The organism is Streptomyces fuscichromogenes, from assembly GCF_014645815.1.
Lineage (GTDB): Bacteria > Actinomycetota > Actinomycetes > Streptomycetales > Streptomycetaceae > Streptomyces > Streptomyces fuscichromogenes.
On record NZ_BMML01000012.1, the window covers coordinates 162,479 to 182,435 of the forward strand.

20 protein-coding genes are annotated in these 19,957 nt (G+C 72.6%); 6 read left to right on the forward strand and 14 right to left on the reverse strand.

Features of this window, described 5'->3' with window-relative positions:
- Positions 1–60: 60 nt before the first annotated feature.
- Positions 61–1,407 carry a phosphoinositide-specific phospholipase C-related protein gene (locus IEZ11_RS26055; RefSeq protein ID WP_229713380.1) on the reverse strand — a complete coding sequence of 449 codons (1,347 nt, stop codon included), beginning with the start codon at positions 1,405–1,407 and terminating at the stop codon, positions 61–63.
- A gap of 324 nt (positions 1,408–1,731) precedes the next feature.
- Between IEZ11_RS26055 and IEZ11_RS26060 the strand changes: the two genes are divergently transcribed.
- The gene (locus IEZ11_RS26060) at positions 1,732–1,995 is read left to right on the forward strand and encodes a DUF2630 family protein (protein WP_189265299.1); all 264 of its coding nucleotides are present in this window, start codon (positions 1,732–1,734) and stop codon (positions 1,993–1,995) included.
- 90 nt (positions 1,996–2,085) lie between these two features.
- Positions 2,086–3,066 carry an amidohydrolase family protein gene (locus IEZ11_RS26065; RefSeq protein WP_189265300.1) on the forward strand — a complete coding sequence of 327 codons (981 nt, stop codon included), beginning with the start codon at positions 2,086–2,088 and terminating at the stop codon, positions 3,064–3,066.
- Positions 3,067–3,128: 62 nt separating this feature from the next.
- Here the strand turns inward: IEZ11_RS26065 and IEZ11_RS26070 are convergent, their stop codons facing one another.
- Genes IEZ11_RS26070 through IEZ11_RS26080 form a run of 3 tightly spaced genes read right to left on the reverse strand, consistent with a single transcriptional unit; the run spans position 3,129 to position 5,055 of the window.
- On the reverse strand, positions 3,129–3,665 hold the full coding sequence (locus IEZ11_RS26070) for a hypothetical protein (RefSeq protein ID WP_189265301.1): 537 nt from the start codon (positions 3,663–3,665) through the stop codon (positions 3,129–3,131).
- Between the two features lie 53 nt (positions 3,666–3,718).
- Positions 3,719–4,384 (reverse strand): nitroreductase, encoded by a 666-nt coding sequence (locus tag IEZ11_RS26075; RefSeq protein WP_189265302.1) that lies wholly within the window; start codon positions 4,382–4,384, stop codon positions 3,719–3,721.
- 41 nt (positions 4,385–4,425) lie between these two features.
- Entirely contained in the window at positions 4,426–5,055 is a 630-nt protein-coding gene (locus IEZ11_RS26080; RefSeq protein WP_189265303.1) for a TetR/AcrR family transcriptional regulator, read from the reverse strand.
- 81 nt (positions 5,056–5,136) lie between these two features.
- Between IEZ11_RS26080 and IEZ11_RS26085 the strand changes: the two genes are divergently transcribed.
- Together IEZ11_RS26085 and IEZ11_RS26090 are read left to right on the forward strand one after the other, a co-directional pair.
- Positions 5,137–5,934 carry a sugar phosphate isomerase/epimerase family protein gene (locus IEZ11_RS26085; protein ID WP_189265304.1) on the forward strand — a complete coding sequence of 266 codons (798 nt, stop codon included), beginning with the start codon at positions 5,137–5,139 and terminating at the stop codon, positions 5,932–5,934.
- On the forward strand, positions 5,934–7,052 hold the full coding sequence (locus IEZ11_RS26090; protein ID WP_189265305.1) for a Gfo/Idh/MocA family protein: 1,119 nt from the start codon (positions 5,934–5,936) through the stop codon (positions 7,050–7,052). Before IEZ11_RS26085 ends, IEZ11_RS26090 begins: the two co-directional genes overlap by 1 nt.
- A gap of 292 nt (positions 7,053–7,344) precedes the next feature.
- On the opposite strand, the gene IEZ11_RS26095 is transcribed toward IEZ11_RS26090, so the two are convergent.
- From IEZ11_RS26095 to IEZ11_RS26120, 6 genes are all read right to left on the reverse strand, one after another.
- Positions 7,345–8,730 carry an SGNH/GDSL hydrolase family protein gene (locus IEZ11_RS26095; protein ID WP_189265306.1) on the reverse strand — a complete coding sequence of 462 codons (1,386 nt, stop codon included), beginning with the start codon at positions 8,728–8,730 and terminating at the stop codon, positions 7,345–7,347.
- The gene (locus IEZ11_RS26100; protein ID WP_189265307.1) at positions 8,727–9,521 is read right to left on the reverse strand and encodes a nucleoside-diphosphate kinase; all 795 of its coding nucleotides are present in this window, start codon (positions 9,519–9,521) and stop codon (positions 8,727–8,729) included. Before IEZ11_RS26100 ends, IEZ11_RS26095 begins: the two co-directional genes overlap by 4 nt.
- Positions 9,518–9,970: a CYTH domain-containing protein gene (locus IEZ11_RS26105; protein WP_189265308.1), complete on the reverse strand. Its 453-nt coding sequence runs from the start codon at positions 9,968–9,970 to the stop codon at positions 9,518–9,520. The genes IEZ11_RS26100 and IEZ11_RS26105 overlap by 4 nt, the downstream gene beginning before the upstream one ends.
- 49 nt (positions 9,971–10,019) lie before the next feature.
- The gene (locus tag IEZ11_RS26110) at positions 10,020–11,570 is read right to left on the reverse strand and encodes a histidine phosphatase family protein (protein ID WP_189265309.1); all 1,551 of its coding nucleotides are present in this window, start codon (positions 11,568–11,570) and stop codon (positions 10,020–10,022) included.
- 15 nt (positions 11,571–11,585) lie between these two features.
- The gene (locus IEZ11_RS26115) at positions 11,586–13,046 is read right to left on the reverse strand and encodes a B12-binding domain-containing radical SAM protein (protein WP_189265310.1); all 1,461 of its coding nucleotides are present in this window, start codon (positions 13,044–13,046) and stop codon (positions 11,586–11,588) included.
- An 80-nt stretch (positions 13,047–13,126) separates the two neighbouring features.
- Positions 13,127–14,518, reverse strand: a complete 1,392-nt coding sequence (locus IEZ11_RS26120) for a radical SAM/SPASM domain-containing protein (protein ID WP_189265311.1) — start codon at positions 14,516–14,518, stop codon at positions 13,127–13,129.
- 206 nt (positions 14,519–14,724) lie between these two features.
- Between IEZ11_RS26120 and IEZ11_RS26125 the strand changes: the two genes are divergently transcribed.
- Positions 14,725–15,798 (forward strand): TauD/TfdA family dioxygenase, encoded by a 1,074-nt coding sequence (locus IEZ11_RS26125; RefSeq protein ID WP_189265312.1) that lies wholly within the window; start codon positions 14,725–14,727, stop codon positions 15,796–15,798.
- Entirely contained in the window at positions 15,791–16,477 is a 687-nt protein-coding gene (locus tag IEZ11_RS26130; protein ID WP_189265313.1) for a hypothetical protein, read from the forward strand. Before IEZ11_RS26125 ends, IEZ11_RS26130 begins: the two co-directional genes overlap by 8 nt.
- Here IEZ11_RS26130 and IEZ11_RS26135 read toward each other — a convergent pair.
- The 4 genes from IEZ11_RS26135 to IEZ11_RS26150 form a co-directional block, all read right to left on the reverse strand.
- Complete coding sequence (locus IEZ11_RS26135) at positions 16,452–17,543, reverse strand: nucleotidyltransferase family protein (RefSeq protein ID WP_189265314.1); 1,092 nt, start codon at positions 17,541–17,543, stop codon at positions 16,452–16,454. The two genes, IEZ11_RS26130 and IEZ11_RS26135, sit on opposite strands and share 26 nt — an antisense overlap.
- 10 nt (positions 17,544–17,553) lie before the next feature.
- Positions 17,554–18,363 carry a hypothetical protein gene (locus IEZ11_RS26140; RefSeq protein ID WP_189265315.1) on the reverse strand — a complete coding sequence of 270 codons (810 nt, stop codon included), beginning with the start codon at positions 18,361–18,363 and terminating at the stop codon, positions 17,554–17,556.
- A complete protein-coding gene (locus tag IEZ11_RS26145; RefSeq protein ID WP_189265316.1) occupies positions 18,360–19,580 on the reverse strand; it encodes a M16 family metallopeptidase in 1,221 nt (406 codons plus the stop codon). Before IEZ11_RS26145 ends, IEZ11_RS26140 begins: the two co-directional genes overlap by 4 nt.
- A 190-nt stretch (positions 19,581–19,770) precedes the next feature.
- Positions 19,771–19,914: a hypothetical protein gene (locus IEZ11_RS26150; RefSeq protein WP_189265317.1), complete on the reverse strand. Its 144-nt coding sequence runs from the start codon at positions 19,912–19,914 to the stop codon at positions 19,771–19,773.
- Between the last annotated feature and the right edge of the window lie 43 nt (positions 19,915–19,957).

Sequence of the window (19,957 nt, forward strand, 5' to 3'; positions counted from 1 at the left end):
GGGCTCTCGAAGGGGCCGTACCGTCCGGGGCGGTGGTCCGCCGCCCCGGACGGCCGTCGTTCACTGCCCCGGCGTGAGGATGTACGTGTTCAGGGTGCCCACCGCGGCCAGCGGGGTGGGCGACCCGGTGTCGTAGCGGTCCACGGCCAGGTAGTTGGGCTTCTTCCGGGCGGCGGGGGTGCAGAAGTTCTGCGCCCGGTTGAGGACCTTGCCGTTGTCGGTGGCGGCGGTGGAGGCGATGGGGTAGTCGCGGAAGTGGTTCATCACGTACAGCGGGTGGAAGGCGGACGAGTCCGTGGTGAGCGGCCTGTCGGTGCCCCACCGGCTGTAGCAGGACCAGTCGGAGGAACCGAGGCCGCCGCCCATGGACCAGTAGTTCTCCACGGTCCACTCGCGCTGGTACATCACCCCGAACGTGTCCCGGGTGGTCCAGCCGTTGGCGGTGTCGCTCGCCCGGGTCCGGTCACTGAAGATCAGCAACTGCTTGCCGCGGGCCGCGAGATCGGCCATGGTGGGCCAGCCCTTGGCGGCCACGCCCTCCTGATCGGGCCGGTACAGCACGTCGGACAGGCCGCTCACGGAGGCGAGCGAGGACTTCAGCACGTCGGAGGAGGCGTAGTCCTCCAGGAAGACGGTGGCGAACTGGCCCGGGTTGGCCTTGAGGAAGTCGACGATGCGCTGGATGTCGGTGGCCAGCGGAACGGGGCTGCTGACACCGTCGCAGCTGTTGTGGCAGAGCACGGCCTGACCGGAGACCGTGTAGTCGTCGAGCATGAAGCCGCGCACGCCGTCGGAGAGTTGCCGGCTGATGCCGTAGTTCTGGTTGGGGAACAGGCTGACCGGGAAGGACGCGAAGTTGCCGTCGGAGCTGTTGGCGAAGGCGTTGTGGGCGGTCAGGAAGGTCACCTGGTCGAGGGTGCGGGTGTCCGCGGAGGGCATCGCCGTGGTGGCGTAGGACACCGGGGTGAGGTACCAGCGCGCGAGGTCGCCGGAGGAGCCGACCTGTACGGCGGCGGAGTCCGAGGAGGAGCCGGTGAGGTACTGGGAGGTACCGGGGACGGTGACCGAGTAGGTGCTGTCCGCGCCGGCGGTGATCGTCCAGGTGGTGCCGTCCGCACCGCAGGCGGCGGTGACCGCGGCGGTGCCGCTGCGGCCCAGACAGGTGCCGGACTCGTCGGCGTTCTGGAGCTGGTAGCCACCGCTGACCGCGACGGCGGTCCACTGCTGGTGGTCTTCGTTGCCCTTGGGGTTGTGCGCGGCGACGGTACCGCTGCTGTCGGCGGCGTCGAGGCCGGTGACGTAGTTCTGGAGGTAGACCGCGGAGGCCGGGACCGCGGCCGACGCGGTGCCCGGGAGGAACACGGGCGCCGACAGGGCGAGGACGGCGGAACAGCACAGGATGCGCATGGGGCGCAGACGCACGGGATATCCCTTCGCTGTGACACGAGTTGCCGAAGATGACAGAGCCATGACTTACCCGCCAGTAGGCGTGCAGCGCCAGTCGTCCCACCTGAATTCCACGTCACACAACGGAATTTGACTTTCCGTCACCGGTGCGACAGGCCAGAAACGCACCGGCCGGGACCCGCGCAACGGCTTTCCCCCCGCCGATGCGGCCGGGGGCCGGGTGAGAGAAGGTAGAGGTGTGGTGGGGCCGGGGCGGATGTCGCCGTACCGGTGCACGCCCCCGTCGTAGCCGTGATCCAGTCCGCCGTCCGGAAAGAGGCAGTCATGACAGGACCAGAGTCCGAGGCCGAGAAGGAGATCCTCGGCCGCATCACGGAAATGATCAGCCAGGAGAAGGACCTGCGTGATCGCATGGCACAGCAGGAGATCGACGGGACCACCGAGCACGCCCTCCTGGCCCGTCTGGAGACGGAACTCGACCAGTGCTGGGACCTGCTCCGGCAGCGCCGGGCCAGGGCCGCGGTGGGGCAGGACCCCGGCGAGGCGAACGTCCGCCCCGCGTCCCAGGTGGAGGGCTACCTGTCCTGAGGGCCGCCCCCGGGAGGTACGGCGGCCGCGCACGCCGCGACGGCCGGCAGGGACTGGACTCGGCGCTCACCGGCACCGATCGTGGGAGGTATGAACGATCACCGCACGGAACCCGCCGCCCCCGACGAACCGCCCTGCGCCCACGGCTCCGACCACGGCCCCGCCCGCGGTGCGGGCTCACCGGCGCCCGGCGGGACGGACGAGCCCGGCGAGGTTCGCCGGTTCCGGGAACGGCTCGGCCTTCCCGGGCTGATCGACGTCCACACCCACTTCATGCCCGAGCGTGTCCTGCACAAGGTCTGGAACTACTTCGACTCGAACGGACCGCTGATCGGCGACCTGGAATGGCCCATCACCTACCGGCGGGAGGAGGCCGAACGCACCGCAGTTCTCAGGGAGTTCTGCGTGCGGGCCTTCACCGCGATGCTCTACCCGCACAAGCCCGGCATGGCGACCTGGCTGAACGACTGGGCCGTCGGCTTCGCCCGCCGCACCCCCGACTGCCTGCACACGGCGACCCTCTTCCCCGAGCCCGGCGTCGAGGCGTACGTCGGTGCGGCCGTCGAGGCGGGCGCCCGGGTGTTCAAGGCGCACGTCCAGGTCGGCGCGTACGACCCGGCCGACGAACTCCTCGACCAGGCTTGGGGGTTGCTGGCCGAAGCCGGGATTCCGGTCGTGATCCACTGCGGCTCCGGTCCCGTCCCCGGCAAGCACGCCGGCCCCGGTCCGACCGCGCGGGTGCTGGCGCGGCACCCCAGGCTGCGGCTGATCATCGCGCACATGGGGATGCCCGAGTACGAGGAGTTCCTCGACCTCGCCGAGCGGTACGAGGAGGTGCGGCTGGACACCACGATGGCCTTCACCGACTTCACCGAGCGGTTCATGCCGTTCCCGGCCCGGGCCCTGCCCCGGATCGCCGCGCTGGGCGACCGTGTCCTGCTCGGCTCCGACTTCCCGAACATCCCCTACCCCTACGTGCACCAGCTCCACGCCCTGGAGAGGCTGGACCTCGGCGAGGAGTGGCTGCGGGCGGTGTGCCACGACAACGCGGCCCGCCTGTTCCACCTGTGACCGGCACGTCCCCGCTCTGACCGGCGCCCGCCCACCGGACGGCGGGACGCCGGCCGACCAGGTCAGGCCGGCGGTGCCTGGGGCGCGGCGACGACCGCGACGCCCACCTCCTGCTTCTCGAACAGACTCAGCAACTCGGCCAGGGTGACCGGTCCGTCGCCGCGGTCGGTGTCGTGAGCGACGTCGTGGTCGATCAGCACCACGGGCTGCTGGAAACCGTCCCGCTCGGCGGGCACGAAGTCGGTGACGGTCTCCCGGCGCACGAGGACGACACGGCCGTCGTGCAGCGGGTCGCGGGGGAGCCGGTCGAGGTGCGCACCCGACGCGGCCGGACGCGAGGCCAGGTCCTGGGCGAGAACGTCCCGACGGGCCAGCAGGGACACCGAGAGCCGGTTCCCCGTCCGCTCGTACCGGGCCGAGAGATCCTCCGGCAGCAGGTAGAACACTCCGGCCTCGCCCTCGTGGCCGCGGTTCAGCAGCGTGCAGACCATCCGCTCGGCAGGATCGTCGGACGTGTGGTCGAGGTCGAGGATCACTTCCCGGGTGTCCGGGTCGAGCGAGGGGATCGCGCTGATCCACATGCGGGCGGAGCCGTCCATGCCCGGCATTCAAGCACATCGCCCCACCCGGACCCGCGGACCCGCGGGTCCGCTCAGGTCCCGATGAACCGTACCGTCTCGGTCACCTCGGCCCGTCCGGTCCGGACCCGTGGCGCGCCCTCCCTCTCGAAGCCCACGGCGAGACCGCACAGCAGGACGAGCCGGTCATCGGCGCCGACCAGCCGGCCCACGGTCTCGCGGTACGTCGTCCACATCACCTGGGGGCAGCTGTGCAGCCCCTCCGCCCTCAGCAGCAGCATGACCGTCTGGAGGTACATCCCGGCGTCCGCCCACTGGCCGGGGCCCATCGCGCGGTCGAGGTAGCAGAACAGCACGACCGGCGCCCCGAACGCCTCCGTGTTCAACGCGGTGATCTTCACGGGGCGTTCCGGGTCCTGGCGGTCGATGCCCAGCGCCGCGTACCGCTGGGCCGCCGCCTCGGCGAAGCGGTCCAGATACGGCGTGGCCAGCTCCGCCGGGTACATCGGGTACTCCCGTTCGTCGCCCGGGTCGCCGGCCCGCGCCCTGGCCGTCGCCTCCCGCTTCAGTCCGGCCAACGGCTCGCCGGTGACGACGTACACCTGCCAGGGCTGGAGGTTCCCGCTCGACGGCGCCCGCCGCGCCGCGGCCAGCACCCGTTCGAGCACCGCCCGGGGCACCGGCTCGTCGCTGAACGCGCGCACCGCCCGCCGGCTGTCCACGGCCTCGTACACGTCCACGCCCACCCGTCCTCTCATCACGGCCCCGACGGGCCGTGGACCTAAGCGAGTTCGACCCTGACGAGACTGCGCAGCAGCGTGCGCAGGTGCCCCGGCATGTCGATGGCGTCGGGGCTGAGCAGCCACTGGATCTGGAGACCGTCGATGAACGCGATCAGGTCCGCCGCCAGCCCCGGCGCCTGCACGTGCGGACGCAGCAGACCGCGACGTGCCAGGTCGTCGACGGCCGACTGCATCTGCCGGCGGGCACGTTCGTAGCGGGTCACGAAGTACGGGCGCGCCGGATGGTCGGCCGCGGTGGCCTCACTGGACAGCACCGCGAACAGGCTCACGATCAGCGGGTTGGCCTGGTTGTGCGCGACGAGCCGGATCATGCTGGCGAAGTACTCCAGGCCGTCCTGGGTGACCGCACCGGACTGGAAGAAGTGCTCGTCGTCCTGGCGCTCGCGCTCCTCCAGGACCGCCTCCAGCAGCGACTCCTTGGTCGGGAAGTGATGCAGCAGGCCCGCGCGTGAGACCCCGCAGGCGGCGGCGAGCTGCACCATGCTGGCGTTGCGGTAGCCCACCTGCCCGAACGCGGTGAACGCGGCCTCGATGATCTGGGCGCGCCGCCGTTGCCCTTTGGGGTAGTTCCGTGGGGCCGTTCCCTGCCGCGCCGTGTCCCGTGCCATGAACGAGATGCTAACGACCTATAGAAACCATCACCCCTGTCGGTATTCTGTTCCCCGGCAGTCCACCCCGAGAGGAGTCCCATGTCGACACCGCGGATGTCGGTCCAGCTCTACTCCGTACGCCATGCCCTGGAGGCCGACCAGGACGCGACCCTGGGCCGCCTGGCCGCCCTGGGCCTGCGCAACGTAGAGGCCTTCGCCTTCGTGCACCGCGCAGGCGAACTCGCCGACGCACTCGCCCGGCACGGCCTGTCCGCGCCCACCGGCCACGCCGGCTTCCTGTCGGCCGACGGAGCGTCCGCGGCCTCCCTGGACGAGACGTTCCGGGCCGCTCGGCGGCTGGGCGTGGAGATCCTGTTCGACCCGTTCGTCCCCGCGGCCCGGTGGGCCGACGAGGAGGAGATCGCCCGCACCGCCGATCTTCTGAACGAGGCCGCCGAACGGGCCGCCGACCACGGGCTGCGCGTCGGCTACCACAACCACTCGCAGGAGTTCGTCCACACGGTCGCCGGCCTCAACGCCTTCGACTTCTTCGCCGACCGGCTGAGCCCCGAAGTCGTCCTGGAGATCGACCTGTTCTGGGCCTCGGCCGGCGGCAACGACGTCGTCTCCCTGCTGGATCGCCTCGGCTCGCGGGTACGTGCCCTGCACGTCAAGGACGGTCCCGTCATCGACGACCCGTTCACCTCGGGCGCCCCCTTCGACCCGGCCGACACCCGCCAGGTCGCCGCCGGCCGCGGACGGATACGGCTGGACGAGTCACTGGCCGCGGCTTCGCACGCCGAGTACGCCGTCATCGAGTTCGACCACTACGACGGCGACATCTTCGAGGGCGTCGCGGCGGGCGTCTCCTACCTGAACGGGAAGGGCATCGTCTGATGGCGGCACAGCGCCCGGTCGGTGTCGGTGTCATCGGCGCCGGGAACATCAGCGACCAGTACCTGACCAACCTCACCGGGTTTCCCGACATACGGGTGACCGTCGTGGGCGACCTCGACACCGTGCGTGCCGAGACCCAGGCCCGCAAGTACGGCGTCGAGGAGTGGGGGACGGCCGCGGACGTCCTCGCCCACCCGGACACCGAGATCGTCGTCAACCTGACGATCCCCGCCGTCCACGCCGAGGTCAGCTCGGCGATCCTGGCCGCCGGCAAGCACGTCTGGTCCGAGAAGCCCATCGCCACCGACCGGGCCGACGCGCGGGCCCTGCTCGACCAGGCGGCCGAGGCCGGTCTCAGGACCGGAGTCGCCCCCGACACGATTCTGGGCCCCGGGCTCCAGACGGCCCTGCGGGCGGTCGCCCGCGGCGACATCGGCACCCCGCTGTCCGCGCAGACGGTCATGCAGTACGCGGGACCGGATCTGTGGCACCCCGACCCCGAGTTCCTGTTCGCCAGGGGCGCCGGCCCCCTCTTCGACATGGGGCCCTACTACCTCACCACCCTGGTCTGCCTGTTCGGTTCGGTCGCCCGGGTCGCCGCGCTCGGTTCCACCGCCCGCCCGGTCCGTACCGTGCGCAGCGGCGGACGGGCCGGCGCCGAGTTCACCGTGGGCGTCCCCACCCACGTCTCCGCACTCGCCCGGTTCGCGGGCGGCGCGGTCGCCCAGAGCGTGTTCAGTTTCGACTCCCCGCTCACCCGCACCGGATTCGTCGAGGTCACCGGCACCGAGGGCACACTGGTCCTGCCCGATCCCAACACCTTCGCCGGCCAGGTCAGGATCACCCGCGTCCCGCGACGGGGCGGCGAACCGGAGTGGGAGACCGTCACTCCGGTCGGCATCGAGGCCGGCCGGGGTCTGGGCGTCCTGGACATGGCCCGGGCCATCCGTGCCGGACACCCGCACATCGCCACCGGAGACCTCGGCTACCACGTCCTGGACATCATGGCGTCCATCGACGAGGCCGTCTCCTGCGGCGAAACCGTTTCCGTCTCCAGCACCGCCCCCACCACACCCCTCGTCCCCGAGAACCGGAACCCCTACGAAGCGACCCTGTGACCCCCGGCCTGCCGCATCGGCCGACCACGCCGAGCCCGTGCCGTACCCCGGACACGGCGCACCCCGGATCGTCCGGCGGCTGGTCGGACCGCCCGTGGGCATCCGCGGTCGGCTCCGATCCGGCCGCGTGACGCGCAGGCCCACCCACCGACACCCGGCTCCACAGGAAGGCGACCGAACAGGCGCGGGACCTGACTGCACCCGCGCCGCATCCGCCGGGCCGCCTCGGCCGCGTCCAGCGTGTCGGGGGCCGTCCCGCCGCCGCCCACGGCGTGCTGACCCGGGCCCGGACCTACCGGGTCCGGTCCGGCGCCACGGCGTCGGCGAGCGCGTCGCCCAGCAGGGCCGCTCCATGTGCGGTCGGGTGCACCCCGTCGATCATGCAGGGCCGCGTCTCCTTCTCGAACACCGTCGAGAGATCGAGGAAGACGGCGCCGGGGAACTCCTTCGCGAGCCGCTTCAGCCCATCCCGGTAGGTGTCGTACACCGCGTCGATCGTCTGTGCGTAGTCGTCGAAGACGGTGGCGCGATCGGTGAACGGGTGGTCGTAGTGGCGCTGCACCCAGGCCCGGGTGAACTCCTCGCCCAGGGCCGGGTGGAGAAGGGAGTGCGGCTGCAGCGCGCACACGAACCGGATGCCGTCCCGGGCGCAGGCCGTGGCCATCAGCGCCTGGTTCTCCAGCCAGACCCCGGCGCGCAGTCCGGCACCCGAGGAGGGGAAGGCCAGCGAGTCCAGGGGCAGCCGGCGGACGACGGACGGTTTGCGGGCGAACGGCAGGCCGACGTTCCGCGCCTCCCGGGGGGCGTGCAGGCGCAGAAAGTGCTGGTGGTCGTGGAAGGTCCAGTTCAGCATCTCCGCGCCGGGCCCGTTCACCAGGCGCATGGCGAAGAGGTTGTTGAAGTCGTTCCAGCCGGAGAGACTGACGGCCACATCGGGACGGCAGTGCCGCAGCCGGTAGAGCAGCAGGGCTGACTCGCCCCGAGACCACTCGCCGGGAGCGGCGAAGCAGAGCACCTCGCTGTCCGGCATCCGCCGGTGCAACGCGGCGGGGATGGTACGGGAGTTGTCCGGCTGCCCGAGCCCGTACAGGACACTGCCGCCGAGCAGCACCACCCGGTGCCGGGCGCCCGGCTCCAGCGACGCCGGTTCCACCATGCCGGGGATGCGCAGGAAGCCCAGCGGGCCGACGTCGAGCGTGCCGAGGGCGTCCACCCCCGCGAAGGCGCCGCCGCGGGGCAGCGCCCGCCCGGTCACCGGGTCGAACAGCTCCGGCGGCCGGGTCACGGGCCAGGTCCGGCCCAGCAGCGCCGCCAGCAGCGCCCCGCGCCCGACCCGCCGCCCGTCCGGCAGCAGCAGCTCCCGTGCTCCGGCGCGGGCCGCGGCGCGTACGGCCGCGGCCCGGTCGAGCCTGGTGCCGTCCCCCCGGAACGCGGCGAATCCGGTGACGCCGGCGGCCCGGATCCGGCGCACCGACCGTGCCGACAGCGCACCGGTGTCGAGCTCGGCCCACGGCACCCCGAGCACGGCGCGGCCCGCGGCAGGGTTCTGCTCCTGCCAGCGCCCGGCCAGTTCCGTGGGCAGCACCAGCGGCCCCGGCTCCCGACGCGCCGCGCGGACCTTCCGCACCACCGCGGCCAGGCCGCGCGGCCAGCCCTGGCACAGGAACGCCGTGGTCATCGTGGCTCCCCCGGGACGAGTGCGCGGTCCTGGGCCGGTACCGCCGCGAGCAGCCCGAACTCCCGCACCTGGGCAGCCAGTTCGGTGGCGCGTTCCCCGGTGACGGGGGTCGCCAGGCCGCCCGGGTCGTAGAGGGCGGCCAGCGTCGCCCGTACGCCGAACCCCGGTTCGTCGGTGCCGAGCAGGCGGGCGAGGAAGACCGCGATGTCGTCGAAGGCGATCTCCCAGCGGGCCGGCACGGTGATGCGCAGCCCGGCCGCCCGCGGCCAGGGTGTCCAGGCGGCCGGGCGGGCCCGGCCGCGTTCGGCCGCATCCGCCCACACGCCGTCCAGGGCCCGTTCGCAGCCGGCCACCGACCAGTCCCGCCACCGCGTGGTCGTCGGCCGGAAACCGCCGCCGAGCCCGTCACCGGAGAAGACCTCGATCTGCCGCTCGGCCTCCTCGACACTGTCGGGGCAGTGCACGAAGTTGCCGTAGATGAACGCGCCGAGCCGGGCGCGGGCCGCTGCCTTGTACTCCAGCAGCCGGGCCAGCGCCTCCGGTCCCTCGACCACCGCCGTCTCGATCGGCCGGCCGACCAGGTAGCGGCGCAACAGCCCCGCGGTGAGCGCGCGTTCGTCGGGAAAGATCCGGTAGTACATGCCGGCCAGCTGGCCCTCGGTCATCTCGAACCGGCGGCGGCTGACGAGCCGCAGCCCGGCCGCGCACACGTCGGCGACCCCCTGGTCGGCCATGCCGTGCGCGACCGCGTCCGGTTTGAACAGCAGCAACGACCGCTGCCGGGCGCTCATTCGGCCGCCTTCCGGGCCAGGGCGTGGTCGGCGTAGGCGGGATCGCCGGTGACCTCCGCGCCGCACCACGCGGGCACGGCCAGCTCCGCGTCCGCCGCGGGCAGTTCGACCTCGGCGAGCACCGGGCCGTCGCGGTACACGTCGACGAGCCACTCCCGGCCGGCGTACGGGACCAGGTACCGGCGCTTGACCGAACGGCGGGCGGACGACGAGGCGAACAGCGCCGTGCCGAACTCCTCGGGCAGTTCGGCGTGGTACTCACGGCGCACCAGACCGCTGCCGCTGTCCTTGACGGTGAGCCGCCAGCCGCCGTGTCTGCGGCCCACCCGCAGCACCGTGTGCTCGTCGGCGAACAGGTAGACCTGGGCGATCTCGATGCCTTCGGTGCCGTGCACGACCGACGGTTCGCGGACCAGGAACCGCCGTTCGACCTCCAGATGCGCCCTCATGCGGCCGCCTCCGCCGTCTCCGCCGTCTCCCGGGATCCGCCAAGGGGTGTCATCGGGCGTGACCGCCTTTCTGCTGGTCAAGCTGGTGGAACCGATCGAGCCGGTCGAACCGGTCCGGCTGGTCTGACTGGTCCGGCTGGTCGAGGGCGGTCAGCTCCGCCAGGGCCGCGCGGTAGAGCGCGGCGTACCCTTCGCCGCCGCCGGGCAGGGCGAGGAAGAACCGCAGGCCCAGCAGCAACCGGGCCCGGACCAGGTGCCGCAGTTCGCGGGCGCGGTCGGAGCCGCCGCCGAGCAGCCGGACGTGCGGGCGGCCGGCCGGATCACCGGGACCGGCGGGATAGAGGGCGGAGGCACCGACGAGGGCACAGGCCCGCGCCCACAGGCGGGGGCCGGGGCACAGCGAGTCGAGGTCGATCCGCACCAGCCGTCCGCCGTCGGTGCGCAGGGTGTTGTCGCGGTGCAGGTCGAAGTCCGTGAGGTGGGTGCGCTCGTGGAACAGCGCGTCCAGCCTGCTGTCGGCGGCGAGCGCGCGCAGCTGCCGCACCGCTTCGTCGTCCGGTCCGCGCAGCGCGAGGTCGACGCGGTCGCCGAGGGAGCGCAGCCCCATGACCGGGTCGGCGACCGGCGCGGCGGCGAGCCGGGCGTTGAAGTCGTCGTAGAAGCGCAGGAGTTCCCATTCGGCGTCCGGCCCGAGACGGTGGCCGAGTGCGGCACCGGGGACGAACCGGCGGACCGTGACGGCCGAGCCGTCGGCGCGGGCGGCGGCGGCCAGGAGCGGGGGAGTGCCGGTCGCGGCGCAGACGGTCCGCTGGAGGTCGCGGTAGCGGCGCAGTCCGCCGCCCGTGCCGAAGCCGGGCATCACCTTGACCACGTACCCGGTGTTGTCCGCCGTGTCGACGCGGTGGACGGCGGGCCGCCAGGTCCGCCCCAGCCTGCCGGGCGACAACGCGCGCCAGGGGTCGTCCAGATGGTGTACGGCGTCGTGGGCGACGGCCACGGGGGTGGAACGCGGCCACCGGTGCGCGGTGTTGACCAGGCAGCGCAGGAACGCGGCATGGGTGACGACCAGTTGGCTGGTGCCGTAGAGGTCCGCGCCACCGGGACCGGTCGCGGCGGCGAGGAAGGCGATCACCCTCGCCTGCAACCGGTCGCCCGGCTCGGCCCCGGGGATGGCGTCGAGGTCGCCGCGGGCCGTCCACACCCGGTGGTGTGCGGGGAACCGGTCGGCGGCCTCGGTGTGCGTGAGCCCCTCCAGGACCCCGGCCCCGACCTCCCCGAGCAGCGCGGTGCTGACGACCGGCAGACCGAACCGGCGGGCGACGGCACCCGCGGTCGCGTGGGCGCGCACCGCGTCGCTGCTCCAGATCGTCCGCGGTCCGGCGGCGTCGTCCGGGAGCCCGGCGGCCCAGCGGGCGGCCTCGGCGGCACCGGCCCCGGTCAGCGGGGGCGCCGTGTTGCCGCCCTGGATACGGGCCTGGGCGTTCCACTCGGACTCGGCGTGCCGGCGTACCAGCAGCCGTACCGCCGAGTGGTCCCGCGTCCCGCTCTCCGGGGCGGTGCGCCCGGTGCCGCCGTCGTTCCCGCTCTGGTGTGCGTGCACGAACGCCGTCCCTCCTCAGCTCGCCGGGGCGCCGTACGCGGCCCAGACCGCGCGTCCGGCGTCCTGCCCCATGCGCAGGAAGGTGGAGCGGGCGGCGCGGTTCGCGGGATCGGACAGGATGCGGGCGACCCGGTCGTCCAGCTCCTCGAACGGCGTGTCGAAGACGCCCTGTTCACGCAGATGGGCGTGGAGCGAGGTGACGGCACCGGCGTAGACCAGCATGTCGCGCAGCTCGCGCTCGTTGTAGCTGCTGGCGGAGACGACGCGGAGCTTCTCGTCGGCCTTGATCCAGATGTCGTCGTCGGTGCGGTCGAGCAGGTCGAAGAGCTTGGTCTCCGGGATGGCCGTGAGGTGGTAGGAGTGCACCGACCAGGGGCGCAGCTCCTCGACCGTGAAGCGCAGGGACTCCCGCAGGCCCGCCATGTCGTCGCCGGGCAGCCCGACGATCAGCTCGGCCCGCCACGGGATGCCTCTGGCGGTGAGATACGGGACGTACTTCATGATCTTGCCGAAGTGGTTGCCGCGCACATGCTTGGGCACGCTCGGGTTGGTCGTCTGCAGACCCATCAGGAGTTCCTCGATGTGGGACTCCACGAGCAGGTCGACGAACTCGTCGTCGAGGAACTCCGGGCGCATGTAGGCGTTGAGCGCGATCTCGGGGGCGAGGTCGCGGAACATGCGCAGGATCTCCTTGCCCCGGGCCGCCTTGCCGCCGAGGATCGGATCGATCAGGAAGAGGCGGCGGATGCCGCGGGCCCGCATGTTGGCGATCTCGTTGCGGACGAAGTCGGTGTCGAAGGTGGCGAAGAACGGCAGGGTGTTGTGCCCGCAGAAGCTGCAGTCGTAGATGCAGCCGCGGGCCGTCTCGTACCAGGTGAAGTCGGTGTCCACCGGGTCGCCCACCAGCATCTCGTCGAAGGCCGGGCCGAACAGCTCGACGCCGTGGGGGAGTCGGCGGTCGCGGCGGTCCGGGACGGCGTGCCGGTAGGCGTCCCGGCGTTCGCGGATGGCCGAGTAGAGGGGCTGGGCCAGGCCGTTCGCCAGGTTCAGACCGGTGAAGGAGGGGTCGGCGACGCGTTGTTCGCACAGCCAGGTCAGCGGTTCCTCGCCCTGGCCCATGGCGAAGACGGTCTGCTCGGGCCAGCCCTGCGGGTACGGCATGGCGCGCGTCTCGGGGCCGCCGACCACCACCAGCGGTGGGCGCGGGCCGCCCGACAGCTCGGCGGTGAGCTGCCGGGTCCGCTCCAGCGTCCAGATGTACGCCGGCAGGCCCACCACGTCGAACCCCTCGGCCCGCAGCGCGGCCGCGGCCGCCGGCGCCGACCAGTCCCGCTCGTCGAAGGCCCGCAGCCGGACCTGCCACTCGGGGTGGCGCTGACGCAGGAAGGCGCCGAGCCGCATGGCGCTGAGGGCGTGCGTGATGGGGAACTCGGCGAAGCGCGACGAGTCGAAGAAACTGACGAGCGCGACTCTCACGGGGGGTCCTCCGGGTACTTCTGCGGTCGCGTTTTCGGGGCCGTCCGCCGGTGCTTCTCCCAGGGCGGCCGCGTCGGCGGTCACAGCGAGTGCCGTACGGCGATCTCGCGGAAGTGCCGCAGTTCCGACGGGTCCTCGGGCAGCTCCGGCAGCTTCTTCTCGGGGTGCCGGGCGAGGTAGTCGCGGGTGCAGAGCGGGTCCTTGACCGCGCTGAACTCCCCGGTGGAGCGCTCCGGGTCGAAGCGGCCTATCTGCACGATGCGGCGGGTGGTGCTGCCGGAGCGGCAGGAGCTGTAGATGTCGCAGCCGTCGCAGCCGGCGGGCTTCTGGAGGGCCTTCCAGAAGTCGGTGAGCTGTGTCGAGCCGTTCCAGAAGTCCCGCAGCCCGTTGAACTGGTCGTCGATGTTGCCGAGTTTGCGCGGATGCATCAGGCACGGCGTGACGCTGCCGTCCGGGTTGAGCGCGATCAGCTCCTGGCCGCCGATGCAGCCGGTCAGCCCAGGGATGCCGATGTCGCCGCAACCGGCCATCGGATTGCTGACGTTGGTGATGGCGATCTGCGAGCCGTAGGCGCGCTGCAAGGTGCGTATGTACTCGATGGTCGCGTAGTAGTCGTCGACCTGCTTGGCGTAGAAGCCCTGCTCGTGGTGGAGGCAGCGCTCGGGGTTGGCGAACTTGACCACGTCGGCGCCGGCGTCGATGGCCAGCTCCACCAGCGCCTCCAACTCCGAGTAGGGCGTGGCGGGTTCGTATGTCGGCTTGACGCACACCCGCATGTCGGAGCCGACCTCGCGCTTGCGCCGCACGGTGTACCGCAGGGCGGCGACGACCTTGTCGAAGAGGCCGGGACCGCGCACCGCCGCGAACGTCTCCTCGGAGGCGCCGTCGATGCTGAAGCTGACGGACTTGAGCTCGTTGCGGAAGATGATGTCCAGGGTCTCGTCGTTGATGAGGAGGCCGTTGGTGGCCATCGAGGTGTAGAGACCCTGCTCGCTCGCGCTGTCCAGGTAGTTGGCCAGGGCGCGCTTGTTGATCGTCGGCTCGCCGCCGGCCAGGTGGACCCGCATGACGCCCCACTGGGCGAGTTCCGCCATGAGTTCCCGTACCCGCTGCTCGCGCATGGTGGTGGGACCGAGGAACTCGGCGGCGTAGCAGAAGGAATCCTGGCCGCATTTGTGTTTCGCGAGATTGCACAGCCAGGTGTAGTCGAAATAAATTTCCAGCGGTCCGCTGAGCCGGTCCTTGTAGGGGGAGTGGATCTCCCGGATCCGGCCGTCGAGTCCGAGGGCGCGCAGGTCGGCGGCGAGGCTCTCCGGCAGTGTCCCGTCGTCCCAGTCGAGTCCCTCCCGCTTGCGCTCCACGGCCCGGGTGACCAGGGCGTTCTCATGGCTTTCGCGAGGCAGGAAGAAGGCGTGCCGCCGATTGCTCCACAGGAGCGGTCCACAGAACTCGTGGCGCACGACGACATCCACGGGATCCAGCGGATCGATGACGGCCGGACTCGACCGGCGGACTACGGGCTCCGCAAGCGGGATGCGAACGTTCACGTTGCTCCTGAGGTGGCGTCGATGCGTCGGGGAGTTTCATCATGACAGAGCATTGACTGGGCCATCAAGGGCTAGTGACAAGAGAGTCACATTTGCTTGTCACAAACCTTCCTGGCGGCTAGCTTCGAGTCATGGAATCCGAACTTCAGGCAGGCGCGGTCCTGCGTACCCCGCTCGACTCCCCGGCCGCCTGGCGCGGGGCCCGGATGGCCTCCCGCCCCGGGGACTGGCAGGTCCGCCTCGACGACCAGGACATCGCCGAACTCGCCGCCCTGGCCGACCGGCTGGCCGATCCGTCCGACAACTCCCGTCCGCTGCACGGCATCCCCGCCGACGAGCTGCGCCTGCCCCGGCTCGCCGCGAAGGCGGCGGCCTGGCGGGCCCATCTGGAGGACGGGCCGGGCGTGCTGCTGGTGCGCGGCATGCCGGTGGCCGGGGTGCCGCAGGACCGGGTGGCACTCATGTACTGGGCACTGTCCAGCGCGATCGGCCTGCCGACCCCGCAGGACAAGCGGGAGCTGTACCTCGCCCACGTCCGCGAGGACGGCGCCCCTCGGCCCGACCGCTTCGCCTACCAGACCAACGTGGAGCTCCCCTTCCACACCGACTGGTGCGACATCGTCTCCCTGCTCTGCGTCACCACCTCCCGCGCCGGCGGGGCCTCGCGCGTGGCCAGCTCGGTCACCCTCTACAACGAGCTGCTCGGCCGCCGCCCCGACCTCGTCGAGGCGCTGTACGAACCGTTCTGGATGAACAACCGGGACGAGAAGGACGGCGACCGCGTCCCCTACTACGCCGCCTCGCACGTCTCCTGGCTCGACGGCAAGCTCTCCTTCCGCCGCCGCCCCTCCTGGCGCCGCCGGGCCGCGGCGAGCGGCCGGCGCGACTACCTCCAGCAGACCGACGGCAACACCCCGCCCGAGCCGAGCGAGGCACAACTCGCCGCCCTGGAACTGATGGACACCATCGCCGCCGAACCCGGTGTCGCCCTGTCCATGGACCTGGCTCCCGGCGACATCCAGTACGTCAACAACCACACCGTGCTGCACGCCCGCGACGGCTTCGAGAACGGCACCACCCCCGACCAACAGCGCCACCTGATGCGCATGTGGCTCACTGTCCCGGACGGCCGCCGCCTCACCGCCGCCTACGCCCGGGGCATCGCCCGCCGCCTCGAACCGCCCCGGCAGCCCGCCCATGTCTGAACCGCGAGCCCAGCTGCCCACCGACCCGCCCGAGACCGTCCTCGCCGACACCGACTGGCACGACCCCGGGCAGACCGCGCGCGCCCTGCCCGAGGCGCTGCGCCGGTTCGCCCGCCCCGACCGCCTCGCCGGGCTGCTGCGCACCGCCCGTACCGATCCCCGGCTGCTCGGCCTCTCGGAGGTCCGCCCCTGGGGCAATCGCATGGTGCTCCACGAGGACCCCCGGTCCGGCGCCCGGCTGCGGCTCCAGCACTGGGCGGGCGGCGACCAGGACCCGCACGGCCGCCCGCACAACCACCGCTGGGCCTTCGCCTCCACCATCCTGCACGGCAGCTACGTCCACCGGCTCTACGGCGACGTCCCCGACGTGGAGCGACGGCTGGCGCACGGTCCCGCCCTGCCGCTGACGGAGCGGACCGAGTCGGTGGGCAGCCTCTACGTCCTGGCCCCGGAGGCCGTGCACTCCGCGACGGCCGCGGCGGGCACCGTGTCGCTCCTGCTGCGGGGCCCGTCCGTCGGGGCGTACGCGGTGCGCCTCAACCGCGATCTGACGGCGTTCGCGGAGCGCAAGAGCGGCATCGCCCACGAACGCCGCGACGACCTGCCCGTCCGGCCGTTCACCACCGCCGACGCGGACGCCCTGGCCGCGCTCCTCAGCGGTCTGAGCGTTCTGGCCTGAGGTCCGCGAGCGCGGCGAGTGCCGCGTCGTACCGTTCGGGATCGACCAGCTCCCCGGTCACCAGCAGAAAGTCGGCGACCGGGGTCAGCAACAGGGTGCCACCCGCGAAAGCACGCAGCTCGGCGGTGTCCTGGGCCCGGTCCGAACGCCCGCCGCAGGTCAACGGGGTGAGCCGCATGCCGTAGAACAGGGTGCGCGGATCCTCCGGGCCGGCCGGCCCGGTGTCCTCCCGCAACCACTGCGCACGCCGCTCCAACTCGCTCTTCGCGGCGGCGTCGAGGCCCGCGGGCGGCGCGCCGAGGGCACGGGCCCGCTCAGGGTCCGTGCCCGCCCACAGCCCGAGCAGCTCCAGCAGTTCGGGGGCCAGCCGGAACTCCTCGGCGTACCGGACGAGCCGCGGCAGATCGACGTCGCGCCCCGGCGCCAGCGACATCATCACGTCGACCACGTCCTTGCCGTTGAACGGACGCTGGAAGCGCTCCTCGGCCACGGCCAGCAGACCGGCGGCGAGCGGGTCCTCCGGCAGCCGCGGCCGGAGCGGGACCGCGCCCTGGTCGCCGGTGAGCGCACAGGTCAGGATCTCCACCCGGGACTCGTAGTCGAGCAGCGGATCCGGGCCCGGCCAGGCCAGGGTCACCAGGAAGTGCCGGCCCCGCGCCCCGAACATCGTCACGTCCATCTCGCTCGGGCCGTACGCGGCGGCGAGCGCGCCGACCACCCGCCACAGGGCCTCGGGATCCGGGACCACCAGGTCGAGGTCGTTCATCGGCCGGGGCAGGTCCTCGGGATACCGGGCGGCGAGCGTGAACCCCTTCATCGGCCGCGCGCCCAGCGGCTCGGCCGTGCGCTGGACCCGGGCGTAGAACGCGAGCCGCCAGGCCCGCCGGCGCAGCTCGTCGGAGGAGCCGGTGCCGACCACGCCGTCCCGGGCGGCCACCGTCATCACCAGCACCCGCAGGGCCTGCGAGACCCGGCCGGCCGCGGTCACCACGTCGTACGGCGGCGCGTCCTCGTCGAGTCCGAGCAGGCCCCGGAAGAAGGCAAGGTCGACGGCGGGTGTGGTCATGTCGTGCTCCTCAGCGGTCGGTCGGGGCATGCCAGTAGACGTGGTCGGTCCGCCAGCCCCGCCGGTGCAGGGAGGAGACGACACGGGCTCCGTGGTCCGGGCCCCGGCCTGCCGTGCGGTGCACGACATTGCCGAGCAGCGGAAGCCCGGCCCGCTCGGCCCGCGCGAGCGCAGCGTCCGCCAGCAGCCCGGTCAGGGCCCGCGTCTCGAAGGGGACGGGGACCAGGATGTCGAAGAGTTCGAGGTACTCGGTGCCGGTCACCTCGTCGGTGAAGGGCAGCAGCGTGGCGTGCCCGGCGGGCTCGCCGCCCGCGGTCAGCGCCACCAGGGTGTGCCGCCCGGGAGCGGCCAGCACCGCGTCGGCCTGCGCCTCGGCGTCCGGGCGCGGCACCGTCAGGCCTCCCTCGGCCACCCCGGTCTGGAACGCGTCGGCGATCCAGCCGCGGACCCGCTCCCCGTGCTCGGGCCGGGCCGGCACCACGGCGACGTCCGCGGGGCGGTCCCCGGAGGCGGCGCCGTCGGTGCTGTGGCGCAGATAGGTGAGGTGTTCCGTCCAGGGAGCCCGCAGCCGCACCCCGGGCCCGGTGCGCAGCAGCACACCGGAGACCCCGGGGTGGGCCGCGACGGCGTGCGTGCGCAGCGCCTCGGCCGCGTCCTGCGACTCGGGGGCGGGATCGGCGTACTCGACGAGACAGAAGTCCCGTCCGGTGAGCGCGTCCTCGGTACGGCCCAGCACACAGTCCACGCCGCCGACCCGCACCAGCAGCCCGGCGTCACGGCAGGCGGCCAGGTACGCGGGGTCGGCGTGCGGGCCGGTCATGCCGACTCCGGTGCCGGCCGCACCACGGTGGTCTGGTGCTCGGCGATCGCGGCGGCGGCCAGCCGGACCTCCTCGGCCGTCACCTGCTCCAGGTCGCGGATGCCGTCCGACACGCTCCAGGAGCGGGTGCCCAGCACGGTCTCCTGACTGAGCGTCAGCGCGTGGTCCCAGGGCCGCTCGGCCCGTGTCACCAGGTCCATGACCGCCTGGCGCCGGGCCACCGCGAGATCCTCCGGATCCGGACCACGGTCGGCGACCGTCAGCAGCAGGTCCCGTACGACTTCCTGGGCCCGCACCAGATTGCCGTCCTCGACCCCGGCCAGCACCCGCCACGCCCCGCTCTCGGTGTAGCTGCGCTCCCAGGTGTGGAAGGCGTAGACGAGTCCCTCCCGGCCACGCAGGGTGCGGTAGAGCACGGAGGCCGGGGAGGGACCGAGCAGCTGGGCGAGCACGGTGTAGGCGTGCCGGCGGGGATCGTCCACGGCGGGGGCGCGGCCGCCGGTCGCGAACCACGAGAACCCGTCGGAGCCACCGGTCCGCGGGCGCCAGGCCTCGACAGCGGGCTCGGACAGCGGCACCGCGGCCGGGACGGACCCGGTCGTCGGGGTGGTGGCGGTGCCGGCGAGGTGCTTCGCGACCTCCTCCGGTCCGGTGCCGCCGGTGCACACCAGGGCCGTACGGCGGTCGAGGAACACCTCGCGGTGGACGGCGAGCACATCCGGCAGCCGCAGCCGTCGTACCTCCTCGGCCGTGCCGCCGACCGGTCGGCCGAGCGGATGCCCCGGGAAGAGGGCCGCCAGGAAGGCGTCCTGGACGGTGTCGCTCGGATCGGCGGCGGCCGCGGCCAGTTCCTGGAGGACGGCCTGCCGTTCGGTGTCGAGCACGCCGTCGTCGAGGCACGGTTCCAGCACGGCCCGGGTCAGCAGTCCGGCGACCTCGGGCACCTGGGAGCCCAGCACCTGCACCTGGAAGAACATCCGGTCGAGCCCGGTGATGGCGTTGGCCTGCCCGCCCAGTCGCTCGACCCGCTCGCTCAGCGAACTCCCGCCGTCCAGCGGCGCCGACATCAGCAGATGCTCCAGCAGATGCGCCACCCCGCCCTGTCCCTCCGGGTCGTCACGCGACCCGAATCCGACGGCCAGGCACAGCACGCTGGTGCGCCAGCGCTGGTCACCGCCACCGTCACCGACCACTTCGACCGGCAGATCACTGGTCATCGCGCTCCATACACCTTCGTTCGGAAGAGATCTGCGTCCACGGCGCACCGTCGCCCTGTGACCTGGTCCGCCGGACGGGCCCGAACGGTGCGGCGGTCCGTCCCGCGCGTGCGACCCGCGGTCCGTCCCGCGGGCGCGTCGCTGCCGGGAAGCAGTCGCGTCGCGTCGCTTCCCGGCAGCTGGGCGGTCGTTACTTGACCGGCTTCACCTTGACCTTGTCCAGGCGGGGACGAAGAGCGGTGGCGTGGTTGCGCTCCATGGTGGTGCACCTCCTTCCGGGGTTCGGGGCCGAGGGACGGCCGACCGGGGGCGCGGGGCCTCCGGAGTCGGCCACCGGTGACGCTCCATGGCGAGCACGGTCGCGTACCGGCAGTTCA

Excerpts from the sequence above, each read along its gene's own strand:
- IEZ11_RS26055 (WP_229713380.1), bottom strand. The coding sequence starts at position 1,407 with ATGCGCATCCTGTGCTGTTCCGCCGTCCTCGCCCTGTCGGCGCCCGTG.
- IEZ11_RS26060 (WP_189265299.1), top strand. The coding sequence starts at position 1,732 with ATGACAGGACCAGAGTCCGAGGCCGAGAAGGAGATCCTCGGCCGCATC.
- IEZ11_RS26065 (WP_189265300.1), top strand. The coding sequence starts at position 2,086 with ATGAACGATCACCGCACGGAACCCGCCGCCCCCGACGAACCGCCCTGC.
- IEZ11_RS26070 (WP_189265301.1), bottom strand. The coding sequence starts at position 3,665 with ATGGACGGCTCCGCCCGCATGTGGATCAGCGCGATCCCCTCGCTCGAC.
- IEZ11_RS26080 (WP_189265303.1), bottom strand. The coding sequence starts at position 5,055 with ATGGCACGGGACACGGCGCGGCAGGGAACGGCCCCACGGAACTACCCC.
- IEZ11_RS26085 (WP_189265304.1), top strand. The coding sequence starts at position 5,137 with ATGTCGACACCGCGGATGTCGGTCCAGCTCTACTCCGTACGCCATGCC.
- IEZ11_RS26090 (WP_189265305.1), top strand. The coding sequence starts at position 5,934 with ATGGCGGCACAGCGCCCGGTCGGTGTCGGTGTCATCGGCGCCGGGAAC.
- IEZ11_RS26095 (WP_189265306.1), bottom strand. The coding sequence starts at position 8,730 with ATGACCACGGCGTTCCTGTGCCAGGGCTGGCCGCGCGGCCTGGCCGCG.
- IEZ11_RS26100 (WP_189265307.1), bottom strand. The coding sequence starts at position 9,521 with ATGAGCGCCCGGCAGCGGTCGTTGCTGCTGTTCAAACCGGACGCGGTC.
- IEZ11_RS26105 (WP_189265308.1), bottom strand. The coding sequence starts at position 9,970 with ATGAGGGCGCATCTGGAGGTCGAACGGCGGTTCCTGGTCCGCGAACCG.
- IEZ11_RS26125 (WP_189265312.1), top strand. The coding sequence starts at position 14,725 with ATGGAATCCGAACTTCAGGCAGGCGCGGTCCTGCGTACCCCGCTCGAC.
- IEZ11_RS26130 (WP_189265313.1), top strand. The coding sequence starts at position 15,791 with ATGTCTGAACCGCGAGCCCAGCTGCCCACCGACCCGCCCGAGACCGTC.
- IEZ11_RS26135 (WP_189265314.1), bottom strand. The coding sequence starts at position 17,543 with ATGACCACACCCGCCGTCGACCTTGCCTTCTTCCGGGGCCTGCTCGGA.
- IEZ11_RS26140 (WP_189265315.1), bottom strand. The coding sequence starts at position 18,363 with ATGACCGGCCCGCACGCCGACCCCGCGTACCTGGCCGCCTGCCGTGAC.
- IEZ11_RS26145 (WP_189265316.1), bottom strand. The coding sequence starts at position 19,580 with ATGACCAGTGATCTGCCGGTCGAAGTGGTCGGTGACGGTGGCGGTGAC.